The sequence below is a fragment of the Nocardia sp. CA-135953 genome (assembly GCF_050955735.1).
In the GTDB taxonomy this organism is placed as follows: Bacteria; Actinomycetota; Actinomycetes; order Mycobacteriales; family Mycobacteriaceae; genus Nocardia.
The window spans coordinates 5,900,001-5,913,169 of the sequence record NZ_CP192082.1 but is presented as its reverse complement, the minus strand read 5'-3'; the positions used below and the strand labels follow the sequence as shown (position 1 = coordinate 5,913,169).

Here is a 13,169-nt window from a genome sequence, read left to right as displayed (position 1 = left end):
ACGCTATTGCCCCGCCTGGCGAGCCGTAAGGTCCACTTGGCGCGCAAGTGAAGGTGCCAGTCCGCAGGGGTCACGACCAGTCCCCGTGGCTGCCTCGCGCCCACGGCGGACCGGTCCACCACCCCGACCTTCAGGAGCCACGTGATGCACCGACCCTCGACCGGCCTACGCCATCTCACCCGATGCGGTGCGACGCGCGTTCGCACCGCATCGCCGTGCCGTCAACGCGCGGGTGTTCCTCGACCGCGCCCCGCACGCCCTTCGGACGGGCGGCCAGAGAGGCGGTCAGATGTTGGCAAGGCGATAGCCGTCCCCGATGGACTGGCCGACGATCATCGGTTGGTGCATGACCTGCGGACCGTTGAGCGAGACTCGCCCGCGTGGCAGGTCGGCCGTTACACGTCGAAGGCTCCGCACGGCGTCTTCGGGGCCTCGCGCTGCGGCCGCGTAGAGCAGGATCGCCTCGTAGACGGACTCGGACAACGACGAAATCGGGGGCGCCCACGGGCCGTATGCCTCGCGATAGCGCCGACGGAGGTCCTGATTCTTCTCCGACTCGAGGTCGTTGAAGTAGCCGAATGCCGTCCAGATGCCGTCGGCGGCTCGGGCCCCGATCCGTTCTCGCGTCGACTCGTCCATGACCAAGGACAGCACCGAGCACCGGTTGCGCAGCCCCGAGTCCCAGAGTTGGCGTTCGAAAGCGACCTCGTCGGCGCCGACCAGAGAGGACAGGACGCGGTCGACAGCACTGGTGCGGATCTGCTCGATCAGGGTGGCGAAGTCGGTCGTTCCGAGCGGGGTGAAGGCGTGACGGACGATGGAGCCGCCGGTCTCCTCGATCGCCCGCGATCCCGCGTTGTGTGCTCCATGTGACCAGGAGTAGTCATTGCCGACATGGAACCAGCGTGCCGCACGGCTACCGGGCGCCATCAGTGGCGCCGCCGCGCGTACCTGGGCGAGAGGCCGTTCGCCCCAGCGGAACACGTTCGACTCGCCGCGACCGCCCTCGTTGAGTACCGGGTGAATGAGGGGCAGGCCGGTCGAGGCCGCGGACTTGCGGACAGCCTCGAAGCTCGCGCTGGTGACGCTGGCGATGATCACCCGGCATCCCGACTTGATCATGCCGCCCGCCTCGAGCGCCGCCCGTCCGGGATCTGTCGCGTCGTCATGTACCAGGAGTTCGACAGGTCGTCCGTTGATTCCGCCGTCCGCGTTCACCTGTTCCACAGCGAGTCGGGCGAGGTACTCGCAAGTGATAGCGAAGATGGCGCCCGGCCCGGTCTTGCTGGTGAGGAGTCCGACGCGATGGTCGGCCGGGTTGAACGGCGATGCGTTCCGCCAGCCTCGTTGCTCCATCCACCACGCCAAACCAGCCTCGTCGAGCTCTGCGCTCGCCCTGAGCCGGGAGCCCCCCGGCTCGTCCGCGAAACGCAGGTGAATGCGTCCGCGCCAGGGCTGGTCGTGGGTGATCGTGATCTTCCTGCCGGGTACGCATTCGCTGATTCTGCCCAGGAGCAACACATTCGGAGTGCCCGTTCCGAGGGGTATATGGGCGGACACGGTGATGCCCGGTCGAATCGCATCGCACGCCGCGCCGAGCAGCCAGCCACCTGAGGAAGCCGACCCGAACGAGGCGTAGAGCTCACCGGCCGGAACCGGATAGTGGTCCCCGGCGACAAGTACCACGGTCTGCATCGTTCGACTCCTTCGGACGCGACTTCCGCCACTAGGAAGCGCGGTGACCGCCGACGGAACTTTTTCGAGTCCCCGACGGCGTGGCGTCCGTGGTTGGTTCGGACGCGGCTGCCCCCTCGGTGTCAGTGCGCGCTACGCCCTGAGCAAGGATCGATTGCAGGAAGCCGAGGGCATCCTGCACTGGCCCTCGAGGGTGGAGTGAATAGTAGCGGTATCGCCCCTCGCGGCGCTCGATAACAAGCTCAGCGCTTCGCAGTACACGCAGGTGGCTGGAGACTGCCGTACGCCCGACTTCGGGAATTGCGTCCGCGACGGCGCCAGCGGTCGTCTCGTCCCGTTCGGCGAGGATGTGCAGGATCCGTCGGCGCGTGGGATCGGACAGGGCTTCGAATGCTATCTGTGCCGCGCTTCGGCTCATAGTGACCCCCTCCGGCCGACAATATGTCAGTGTTTCTCGACAGATTAACAGGTCGGAAGGGTGTCGTGCAGATCGGGACCCATTGTTCGTCCAGGCTGGGTGGTTGCCGCAATGTTGCCTCATTGTTAGGCATTGAAGTCTTTTGCTGTTTGCCCTTGACGAGACCTGGGCTCCGGTGCTTGATTATTCTATATGTCGACAAACATTGACATATAGGAGGATTGACATGGAACTTCCTTCGCGGAAGACCGTGGAGGACCTGGCGGACGAGCTGCGACTCGGCATTCCCGCTGAGGACCTGGACGTCTACCACGCAGCGGCATCGGGTCTACTCGGCTCCTGGACCGTTGTCGACGAGCTGTACGAGCGTGAGGTCGCCCCGAAGGCCCCGGTGCGCGCGTGGGCGGAGCCGACCGACAACGAGCTCGGTGCCTGGTACGTAACCACCGACCTGTCGGAGGCTACGGACGGTCCGCTGTCTGGTCGCAGCGTTGCCATCAAGGACAACATCGCCGTCGCGGGCGTGCCGATGATGAACGGCTCGGACACGGTGCGTGGCTTCGTCCCCAGCGTGGACGCGACGGTTGTGACGCGCCTTCTCCAGGCCGGCGCGACCATTGCCGGCAAGTCGGTGTGTGAAGACCTCTGCTTCTCGGGTGCCTCGCACACCTCGAAGACGGGACCGGTGCGCAATCCGTGGGATCGCGACCGCACGACCGGCGGCTCCTCGAGTGGTAGTGCGGCGCTGATTGCTTCCGGCGTGGTCGATCTCGCTGTGGGGGGCGACCAAGGTGGCTCGATTCGCATCCCCGCGTCGTTCTGCGGAGTCGTCGGCTTCAAGCCGACATTCGGGCTGGTCCCCTACACCGGAGCCTTCCCGATCGAGCAGACATTGGACCACCTCGGTCCGATCGCGCCGACCGTCGCCGACGCCGCCGCGATGCTGACGGTCATCGCCGGCGCAGATGGCAAGGATCCGCGGCAGCCCGCTACCGCCGCCGGAACGGACTACGTCGCGGCCCTGCAGAACCTGGATGGCGGACTTCGTATCGGTGTCGTCGTCGAGGGATTCGATCAGATCAATTCCGATCCTGCGGTCAACGCCGTGGTGCGGAGCGCGATCGAGAAGTTGACGGCGGCGGGCCACCGCGCCGAGGAAGTCTCGATCCCATGGCACAAGCACGGCGCCGCGCTGTGGGACGTCATCTCGGTGGAGGGCGCGACCTGGCAGATGGTCCAGGGCAACGCATACGGCATGAACTGGAAGGGCGCCTACGACCCAGCCCAGATGGCCTTCTACGGCGGGCAGTGGCGCCGCGACCCATCGGCCTTCTCCGAGACCGTCAAGCTCGTTGCCCTCGGCGGCAGCTACGCCCTGCGCAACGGCTACGGGGCCGGTTACGCCAAGGCGCGCAACCTCGAAAGTGTCTTGGCAGCTGCCTATGACACAGCGCTGGATACCTACGACGTCCTGGTGATGCCGACACTGCCGATCACCGCAAGCCTGATCCCGCCATCTGACGCCCCGGTGGACGAGGTTCTCGGTCGTGCACTCGAGATGGTGTCCAACACCGCTCCGCTGGATGTCACCGGTCACCCGGCGTGCACCATCCCCGCCGGGCTCAGCGACGGACTTCCCGTCGGACTGATGGTCATGGGTAAGCGATTCCACGATGCCCAGGTCCTGCGCGCCGCCCACGCTTTCGAACAGACGCTCGGAACGCTCACCGCACCCAATTACAAGAAGAAGGTCACCGCATGAATGGAGTGTTCGACCTCGCCGGCACCGACGGTGTCGGTCCGGTCATCGTTCCCGAAGAGGAGCCGGTTTTCCGCGCCGAGTGGGAGAAGGCCGTCTTCCCGATGTTTGCCATGTGCTTCCGCGCAGGTTTCTTCGGTGTCGACGAATTTCGCCACGGCATCGAACAGATCGACCCGGCCGTCTACCTGAAGTCGCCGTACTACGAGCACTGGGTGCACACTGTGGAGCACTTCGGCGCGAAGCTCGGCAAGCTCGACATGGCCGAACTCGACCGCCGCACCGAGTACTACCTCGCCAACCCGGAAGCCCCGCTTCCCGAGCACGCCGACGACCCCGAGCTGCTGGCGTTCGTCGAGGCTGTCGTCCCGGCGGGGGCGCCGGCCAAGCGCCCGTCGGACAAGGTCGCCCGCTTCAAGATCGGTGACATCGTCCGCGTCGACCGCTCCGCTCCCAAGGGCCACACCCGTCGCGCCCGCTATATCCGTGGCGCGGTCGGCGAGGTGGTCATGGCCCACGGAACGATGATCTACCCCGACACGGCCGGCAACGGCCTCGGCGAGAACCCCGAGCACGTCTACACGCTCCGCTTCACCAATGAGGAGCTCTGGGGCGCCGCGCACGCAGAGCCGAACGGCTCGGTCTACTTCGACGTGTGGGATCCCTACATCGAGCTCGTTGCCCCCGCATCCGCCAACGCCGAAGGAGCAGTCGCGTGAGCGCGAAGATCCGCACCCAGGAAGAGATCGCCGCACGGGTCAAGGCACTGGAGTCCATGCTCATCGAGCAGGGAATCATGACCACCCAGGCCATCGACCGTATGGTCGAGATTTACGAACACGAGGTCGGCCCCCAACTGGGCGCGAAGGTTGTCGCCAAGGCGTGGAGCGACCCGGACTTCAAGGCCCGACTCGTCGAAGACGCCTCCGAGGCATGCAAGGAACTCGGCATCAGCGGTCTGCAGGGCGAGGACATGGTGGTTGTCGAGAACACCGACACCGTCCACAACGTCATCGTCTGCACCCTGTGCTCGTGCTACCCGTGGCCGGTTCTCGGGCTGCCGCCGAACTGGTACAAGGACCCGCAGTACCGCGCGGCCATCACCCGCGAGCCGCGCAAGGTGCTCAGCGAAGCGTTCAACTTCACGGTTCCGCTGGACGTCGAGGTCCGTGTTTGGGACTCCAGCAGCGAAATGCGGTACTGGGTGCTCCCGCAGCGCCCAGCCGGCACTGACGGCTGGAGCGAGGAGCAGTTGCTCGAGCTGGTCACTCGCGACTCGATGATCGGTGTCGGGCCAGTCACTGCGGTCGCGTCGTGACCAGCACGACAACGCTCCCCGAGCCGTATGCGAGCCCGAAGGTGTTGGGGGAGTCGCGCCGCGAGATCGCGGAACTGCTCTGTGACCTGCCGGGAGCGGACCCGAGCCAGCTTGGCTTCGAGTTTCCCTGGGAGATCCGCGCGTTTGCCCTGGCCATCGCGGCTCACAAGGCGCTCGACTTCGACTGGTCGCAGTTCCAGGGCGCCCTGATCGCCTCGATCCAAGCCTGGGAGGACGGCAACGCCCAGACCGGCGAAGTCCCTTGGTCGTACTACGAGCACTGGGTCGCCGCGCTCGAGTCGGTGATCTCCGACCGAGGGATTCTCGCGTCGAACGAGCTCGACCAGAAGGTCGAGCGAGTTCTCGCCGAACCACCCAACCGCAACCACCACGAGGCCCACACCGAGCCGATCGCGATCGACCCGGCCCGCCCCACTCATGCCTAACCGGAAGGAATGACTCCAATGGCACACACCATCCCAGTCACTGTCAGCGAGAGCGTCGCAACCACCGCGCTCGGCGCCTTACTCGCCGCGTTCGCGCTGCTCGGTGTCCTGTTCCTCGTGCAGGAGAACGGTCAGGTGCTCTCGCCCCAGGCTGCGCGGTACCTGCACGAGGCTACCCACGACGCCCGGCACGCCCTCGGCGTGCCGTGTCACTGAGTCGAGGATTGCACCGATGGTAAATACGACTATCGGTCGCACCGTCGGCCTCGGCGCCCTCGCGGGCGCCGTGGCAGGTGGTGCCGGAGCCGCTGCCATGTATTGGCTTGTCGAGCCTTCGATCCGAGCCGCCATCGCGATCGAGGAAGCCGGAACGGCCGCCGCCGAGGCAGCCGGCCATGAACACATGGCCGACGAACTCGTCTCACGCGGTCAGCAGGTCGCGTTCGGGCTGCTGACCGCGGTAATTGTCGGGACTCTCATCGGAGTCGCGTTCGCGCTTACCCACCGCTTTCTGAGAGGCCGGATCCCTGGTAATTCGGCCGCCAGCTCCTCGATGGCGCTTGCCGGGCTCGGCTTTCTTGCGTTCACCCTGGCACCTGCCATCGTCATCCCGGCGAACCCTCCCGCGGTTGGCGACCCGGCAACCGTCGAGGTTCGCACGCTTACCTACATCGGCACGATCGTCTGCGCGGTCGCGCTCACCAGCGCGGTCGTCGCTGTTTCACGGGCCGATCGGCTCCCCGCGCGGCAGCGCCTTGTCACGGCGACCGGTCTGGCCATTGTCAGCGTCGCCCTTCTGAAGCTGGGCATCCCGGACGTCTCCGACTCCATCGCGCCGACCGTGCCGGCCGGTTTGATCTGGGACTTCCGGCTCGGATCGTTGGCACAGATCGGACTCATGTGGCTCGTCCTCGGTGCTGCCTTTGGCTGGCTTGTCTCCCGGGAGGAAGAGCGTCGGCTCGCGGACTCGAGCGAAGTTCGGGGCGCGACCCTCGCGGTCTCCACGTCTCAGGGGCGTTGATCGGACGTGAGCACAGCGGCTGAACCAGCGCGGAACGTGACCCTCGGCCCACGAGTGCGGATGTGCCGTGGGTGCTGCTGTGGGACCACCCGAAAGCATCCAGAGGTCGATCACGACGGCATCGCGGACGTCCTCGAACGCTCGATCGGTCCCAACGCCGAACTCGCTCGAGTCGACTGCCTCTGGGCATGTGAGCACTCGAATGTCGTCGTCGTCAATCCAGCCGCTGAGTCTCGGCGAAGCGGTGCCCGACCCGCCTGGGTCACGCGCGTCAACACGCTCGAACGCGCGAGTGCCCTCGCGGACTGGATCCGCCGGGGCGGGCCCGGCATGGCTGAACCCCCCGCTGCTCTCGGCGATGTCCATACCGGCGCCAGCCTCCGTAGCGCCGGCTCGGGCGGATGGTGACCCGATGCGCATACCGCACCACAACGAAACAACTCGACACATCGGCTAGCCATCCCTTGAAAGGAAGCAGCATGGAATCCGCAATCGACACCCACCTGAAATGCCCGCGTACCTTGTCGCGTCGTGTTCCGGATAACTACGAGCCGCCGTTCCCGATGTTCGTAGCTCGCGCCGACGCGTCGCTGCAGCAGGTCGTCATGGCCTACTTCGGCGTTCAGTACAAGCAGGAGTCGCAGCGCGCGGCCGCGCTCGCGGCTTTGCGCCACATCATTGGCAGCTTCGATCTTGCGGACGGTCCGGTCCGGCACGACCTCACCCAGCACCGCGATAACGAGGACCACCAGAACCTGATGGTTGTCGCCTATTGGGCCGACCCGGCCGCCTACTGCCGCTGGCTGTGTTCGGACGAGATCAAGGGCTGGTGGGATTCCGATGAGCGCCTGACCGAGGGCCTGGGCTACTTCCGTGAGGTCGTCGCGCCCCGCGTCGATCAGTACGAGACTCTGTACGCGTTCACCGAGGACTTCCCCGGCATCGGCGGCGTCATGGGCGAGACCAGCGGCGACATCAGCGAGCACGGCTACTGGGGCTCCATGCGCGAACGTATTCCGCTGTCCCAGACCGATTGGATGCAGGCCAATGGCAAGCTCACCGTGGTCTCGGGGGACCCGAACAAAGGCGGCCGAGTCGTCATTCGTGGTCACGACAACATCGCACTCATCCGATCCGGCCAGGATTGGATGGAGGCCGGAGAGCAGGAGCGTGCGCTCTACCTCGACGAGATCCTTCCGACCCTCGAAGACGGCATGGACTTCCTCCGAGACAACGGCGAGACCGTCGGCTGCTACAGCAACCGTTTCGTTCGCAGCATCGACATCGATGGCAATGAGCTGGACGAGAGCTACAACATCGGACATTGGCGATCGCTGGAGCACCTCGAGCGCTGGGCGGAATCGCACCCCACCCACTTGCGAATTTTCGTCACCTTCTTCCGGGTCGTGGCGGGCCTGGAGAAGTTGCGGCTCTATCACGAGGTTTCGGTGTCCGACGGCAAGGAGCAGATGTTCGAGTACGTCAACTGTCACGCGCGCACCGGCATGATGCGCGATGCGGTGGTTCCGGATGTCGGCTGAGATCCCGGCCCGGGTACTGGTCACGAGATCCTGATGATCTCGTGACCAGTGCGCCGCATCACCGATTCATCGCCCGCCGTCGCCCTCCAGGGAACGGGCCAATGGCCGACCAGGGCCAGTTCTTCTCTCGCCCAATGAATGAAAGCCTCAACGATGAGCAACCCGACCGACGCGCTCCGCGCCGCCCGCGACCGACTGCACGCCTTGCGCACCTCTTACGACGAGGCGCGGACGGCCTTCTCCTGGCCCGACGTAGGGTCGAACTTCAACTTCGCCCACGACTGGTTCGACAGCTTTGCCCGGGGCAACGACCAACCAGGACTGGTGATCGTCGAAGAAGACGGCAGCCGCATGTCCTATTCCTTCGACGAACTTGCCCGACGATCCGACAAGGTGGCCGCGCACCTCGCTGCCCAGGGGATCGGTCGGGGTGACAGCGTCGTTGTCATGCTCGGAAATCAGGTCGAGCTCTGGGAGAGCATGCTGGCGCTGATCCGGCTCGGCGCGGTGATCATGCCGACGACCACGGCGGTAGGACCCGCGGAGTTGGTCGATCGACTCGAGCGTGGCAACGCACGCGCGGTGATCTGCAACCCCGGGGACACCGGCAAGTTCGACGAAGTGCCTGGCGCCTACCTGCGACTTGTGGTGGGTGGCGAGGCGGCGCCCAGCGGATGGCTCGGTTATGCCGCGGCGTATGAGATCGACTGCGACGCGGCCCGAGCGGCCGTGCCCCATCCCGGGAACGCCAGCACGGATCGGCTTCTCCTCTATTTCACCTCGGGAACAACCAGCAGGCCCAAGCTGGTCGAGCACACCCACGTCTCGTACCCGGTCGGCCACCTATCGACCATGTACTGGCTTGGCCTGCGGCAAGGCGATGTGCACCTCAATATCTCGAGCCCCGGCTGGGCGAAGCATGCGTGGTCGAACTTCTTCGCGCCTTGGCTCGCGGAGGCAACGGTATTTGTCTACAACTACGCGCGCTTCGACGCCAAGGCGCTGCTCGATCAGATCCGTGCCGAGAGTGTAACTACGTTCTGCGCTCCGCCAACCGTGTGGCGAATGCTCATCAAGGCCGACATCAGTGGTGGGCCGGGCGCTTTGCGTGAGGCGATCGGGGCAGGTGAACCGCTCAATCCCGAGGTCATCAGCCAGATCGAGAAGCGCTGGGGGCTGACCATTCGTGACGGCTTCGGACAGACGGAGATGACCGCCAGCATTGGCAACACCCCGGATCAGCCCGTCAAGGCAGGCTCCATGGGACGACCACTGCCCGGCATTCCTGTTGTCTTGGTCGATCCCGCCGACAATACGATCGTCGTCGGTCCGGGTGAAGGTGAGATCTGCCTCGACCTCTCCGAACGTCCACTCAGCCTGATGACCGGTTACCAGGGCGACCCGGAGCGCAACGCAGCCGCTATGGCCGACGGGGTCTATCACACCGGCGACGTCGCCGCGCGCGACGAAGCAGGCTACATCACCTTCATCGGTCGCACCGACGACGTCTTCAAGGCTTCGGACTACAAGGTCAGCCCATTCGAACTCGAGTCGGTCCTGATCGAACATCCGGCAGTCGCGGAGGCCGCGGTTGTACCTGCTCCAGATGCAGTTCGCCTGGCGATCCCGAAGGCATACATCGCACTGGCTCCCGGACACGAACCCACGGCCGAGACCGCGCGTTCCATCCTCGCGTACGCCCGGGAACACCTCGCGCCGTTTCTGCGCGTGCGTCGCGTGGAGTTCTTCGATCTGCCGAAGACCATCTCAGGGAAGATTCGACGCATCGAGCTTCGCCAGCGCGAGGTCGAAGTCGAGGGGAACCGGCCGACCGGCGAATTCCGGGACGAAGACTTCCAGCAGTTGAAGCGCTAGTTGCCCGACTGAGGACCCTGGCTCTCTCCGCAGGGACTGGGGCGGCGAGATCCTGCCGACACGCTTTCTCGGTCGGCCATCTCGGTCTTTGCCGACCCGGTCATCAGTTCAGATCGCTGGGGCCTCGAGTGTTGGTTATTTCCCCCGATCCTCGCCTGACGTACATCAGGCCACAGCGCTACTTGTGCCGTCGATGGGCACCCGGGAACGAGCAGAATTGTAGCGAATAGGTAGCTATCGGGTGGATTCCCGCCGCCGACAGGACGACCACCTGGGAACTGCCAGGAAGCTCCGCAGTTAGGTGGCTAACATAGATCTGCTCTTACTTAGATTGAATCTATGTAATATGGGACCTATCTTTTGCGGTCGGAGAGTGGTTGATGGAGTTCAAGGGGCGTATGGCCGATCTCGATCGGCTGCGGCGACAACTGGATTTTGTGACGGGCGGGACCGGTGCGACTCGGGGGCGCGCCGTGATCATGACCGGTCGGCGACGGGTAGGGAAGTCGCGTCTGGTTCAGGAATGCTGCGATCGCTCCGGGTTACCGTATGTCGTCTTTCAGGCGACACGAGGGCGCAACCCTGTCGCGGAACGGGACGACTTCGTCACCACCTTGGCTCATTCGCCGTTGCGGGAGGCGGAACTGGTCGCGGGGATATCGGCAGCGGATTGGAACCAGGCCTTGCGAACATTGGCCATCGCCTTGCCGGACGATGCCGCGAGCATCGTCGTGATCGACGAGGTGCCCTGGCTGGTGGAGCAGGACTCCGAGTTCGAAGGCGCATTGCAGACGGTGTGGGACCGGCACCTTTCGGCCAAGCCGGTCCTGCTGGTGCTGGTGGGCAGTGACATCTCGGTGATGGAAGCGTTGCAGTCACACGGTCGTCCCTTCTTCGGGCGAGCAACGAAGATGACCGTTGCGCCGCTGCACCTGGCGGACGTGCAGGCCATGACGGAACTGTCGGCCACCGAAGCGATCGACGCGTTGTTGATGACCGGTGGTTTCCCGGAAATCGTCCAGTCCTGGCGACCGGGCATGAGCCGCAAGGATTTCCTGCGCGATGCTACGGCGAATCCGCTCTCGCCGTTGCTGGTTGCGGGCGAGCTGTCACTCCTCGGCGAGTTCCCCGAGGCGTCGCGCTCCCGAGCCGTGTTGGAGGCGATCGGCAGCGGCGAACGCAGCTACAGCGCCATCGCCGCCGCCGCGGGCAGCACCGGCGCACTGCCCGGCGGAACCTTGACGCCACTGCTGAACACCTTGCAGGCCAAGCGAATAGTGGCTGCGGATCTGCCGCTGTCGACGAAACCGGACAGCAAGAACAAGCGCTACCGCATCGCCGACTCCTACATGAGGTTCTGGCTCGCGTTCCTGGAACGCGGAATTCCGCTCATCGAACGTGGCCGGGGAGATCTGGCATTGGAGCGGATCGAGCGTTCATGGACGTCGTGGCGCGGTCGCGCGGTAGAACCAGTGATCCGGGAAGCACTGCTGCGCCTGCTGCCCGATGACCGCTGGCCTGAGACCGAAGCGGTGGGCGGCTGGTGGAACCGGCAGAACAACCCGGAACTCGACCTGATCGGTGCAGACCGGGAACCTGTGGCGGGCGCAGTACATTTCGTCGGATCGATCAAATGGCTCGAGGACCGGCCGTTCGACCGCCACGATTACGACGCACTTACCCGCGGCGTCCTCGCTGTTCCCGGTACGCGATTCGATACGCCGCTGGTGGCGGTCTCACGAGCCGGGGTGGACGTCGACCTGCCGATCGCGGCCCATTGGGGGCCCGAGGATCTCCTGCGCGCTTGGCAGTGACAACGAGGTAGCCAACGGCCATCGGGTCCCGGTGGTGGATTCGAGGATCCTCTCCGAGCAGATCATCGATCGGCTGTTCGATCAGGAGATACGGCGATCGTCGACGCTATCCGGCAAACATTCCGTGTGACTCGACTGTGCAATGCCCGCGGGGCAGAGGAGGTGATCGTGCTCGAGTAGATGCGCGAGAGGGACTTGATCACGAACCTCTGTCATCGATGACGCGGATTGGTGTTCAAGTGGAGGCTATTCGGGTTCGCTGGAACATAGCATGGAATTGTCGATAGTGTGTCTGTATTCTGTTGAGCTGTAACAGTTTTCGGTACAGTTACGGAAGTAGCTATGTCGGGGTGACATGGAACGACCTGCTGTGCGTGCCATGGCCTACCGACGTTGGTGGACAGCGACCTCAGTCGGTGGGGCCGCCGTACCAGGTCGGAAGGGGGCGCGCCCCGATGGCGACCTGGTGGGCGGCCGCAGCAAGCAGGCGAGTGGAATCCAGTGTGGGCAACGGGGATACGTCCGGCGTTACCAACAGCGGGATCTCGGTACAAACCAGGGCGACGGCGTCACAGCCCAGACCGTGCAAGCGATCGATGATATCGAGGTAGCGCTGCCGCGATCCGGCCGTGAACACTCCTTCGCACAGTTCGGTGAAGATGATGTCGTCGATCAGGTGGCGCTCGTCGGAGTCCGGGATCTCGGTGTCGATTCCCTTGGCCGCCAAGACACGCGGGTAGATCGGGCCGGTCATCGTGTACTTGGTACCCAGCACGCCGACCCGCCGATAGCCTTCCGCGGCCGCCTTTTCCGCGACGATCTCGGCGATGTGCAGACCCGGCAAAGCCAGGTTTTCACCGTCGGACTCCAGCGCCATATGCGCGGTGTTGTCGGGGCAGACGAAGAATTCGGCGCCGGCGTTGGCTAGGCGATTGACGCTGGTGGCCAAGGTCTTTCGAATCGCGCCGTAGTCGCCGGCCTCCCACGCGGGCATGCTGCGTCCCATCGCGATGCAATCCAGGGTCACATCGGCGTGCTCGTGCCTTCCGAGATCGCGGGCGCCCTCCTGCGACAGCGTCCGCAAGCATAACGACGCGCCTTCGATACTGTGCGCCAAGATACCAACGTGTCTCATCGCGCTGCTCCTTGTCTGCGCCGATCCATGCCAGCCGTCTTCGGCGAAGATCATCCATTCTGCGCCGGTCTCGATAAGACCGGTCGGTCGCCCGTCTCCACCGAAGCGGCGGCGGTCTCGTGCTGCCCTTGAAAGGTGCTGGTGAGA

General features: G+C 64.9%; 12 protein-coding genes. 9 read left to right on the top strand and 3 right to left on the bottom strand.

The annotated features are described in order from the left end of the window. Positions 1-285 precede the first annotated feature (285 nt). Together ACQPXH_RS26990 and ACQPXH_RS26985 are read right to left on the bottom strand one after the other, a co-directional pair. The gene (locus tag ACQPXH_RS26990) at positions 286-1,695 is read right to left on the bottom strand and encodes a substrate-binding protein (RefSeq protein ID WP_433599278.1); all 1,410 of its coding nucleotides are present in this window, start codon (positions 1,693-1,695) and stop codon (positions 286-288) included. Between the two features lie 31 nt (positions 1,696-1,726). After that, entirely contained in the window at positions 1,727-2,113 is a 387-nt protein-coding gene (locus ACQPXH_RS26985) for a metalloregulator ArsR/SmtB family transcription factor (protein ID WP_433599277.1), read from the bottom strand. A 226-nt stretch (positions 2,114-2,339) separates the two neighbouring features. On the opposite strand from ACQPXH_RS26985, the gene ACQPXH_RS26980 reads away from it, so the two are divergent. The 9 genes from ACQPXH_RS26980 (at position 2,340) to ACQPXH_RS26940 (ending at position 11,887) form a co-directional block, all read left to right on the top strand. Next, positions 2,340-3,875: an amidase gene (locus tag ACQPXH_RS26980; protein ID WP_433599276.1), complete on the top strand. Its 1,536-nt coding sequence runs from the start codon at positions 2,340-2,342 to the stop codon at positions 3,873-3,875. Continuing rightward, positions 3,872-4,591 (top strand): nitrile hydratase subunit beta, encoded by a 720-nt coding sequence (nthB, locus tag ACQPXH_RS26975; RefSeq protein ID WP_433599275.1) that lies wholly within the window; start codon positions 3,872-3,874, stop codon positions 4,589-4,591. The genes ACQPXH_RS26980 and nthB overlap by 4 nt, the downstream gene beginning before the upstream one ends. After that, positions 4,588-5,190, top strand: a complete 603-nt coding sequence (gene nthA / locus ACQPXH_RS26970) for a nitrile hydratase subunit alpha (protein ID WP_433599274.1) — start codon at positions 4,588-4,590, stop codon at positions 5,188-5,190. The genes nthB and nthA overlap by 4 nt, the downstream gene beginning before the upstream one ends. Then, positions 5,187-5,636, top strand: coding sequence for a nitrile hydratase accessory protein (locus tag ACQPXH_RS26965; RefSeq protein WP_433599273.1), 450 nt, complete (start codon positions 5,187-5,189; stop codon positions 5,634-5,636). Before nthA ends, ACQPXH_RS26965 begins: the two co-directional genes overlap by 4 nt. Before the next feature lie 18 nt (positions 5,637-5,654). Next, positions 5,655-5,852 (top strand): CbtB domain-containing protein, encoded by a 198-nt coding sequence (locus tag ACQPXH_RS26960; protein ID WP_433599272.1) that lies wholly within the window; start codon positions 5,655-5,657, stop codon positions 5,850-5,852. 16 nt (positions 5,853-5,868) lie between these two features. After that, positions 5,869-6,657 (top strand): CbtA family protein, encoded by a 789-nt coding sequence (locus tag ACQPXH_RS26955; protein ID WP_433599271.1) that lies wholly within the window; start codon positions 5,869-5,871, stop codon positions 6,655-6,657. 479 nt (positions 6,658-7,136) lie between these two features. Next, positions 7,137-8,198, top strand: a complete 1,062-nt coding sequence (gene oxdA, locus ACQPXH_RS26950; protein WP_433599270.1) for an aliphatic aldoxime dehydratase — start codon at positions 7,137-7,139, stop codon at positions 8,196-8,198. 153 nt (positions 8,199-8,351) lie between these two features. Next, on the top strand, positions 8,352-10,073 hold the full coding sequence (locus tag ACQPXH_RS26945; RefSeq protein ID WP_433599269.1) for an AMP-binding protein: 1,722 nt from the start codon (positions 8,352-8,354) through the stop codon (positions 10,071-10,073). A gap of 380 nt (positions 10,074-10,453) precedes the next feature. Beyond that, entirely contained in the window at positions 10,454-11,887 is a 1,434-nt protein-coding gene (locus tag ACQPXH_RS26940; protein WP_433599268.1) for an ATP-binding protein, read from the top strand. 409 nt (positions 11,888-12,296) lie between these two features. On the opposite strand, the gene ACQPXH_RS26935 is transcribed toward ACQPXH_RS26940, so the two are convergent. Further along, the gene (locus tag ACQPXH_RS26935) at positions 12,297-13,022 is read right to left on the bottom strand and encodes an aspartate/glutamate racemase family protein (protein WP_433599267.1); all 726 of its coding nucleotides are present in this window, start codon (positions 13,020-13,022) and stop codon (positions 12,297-12,299) included. Positions 13,023-13,169: the final 147 nt, after the last annotated feature.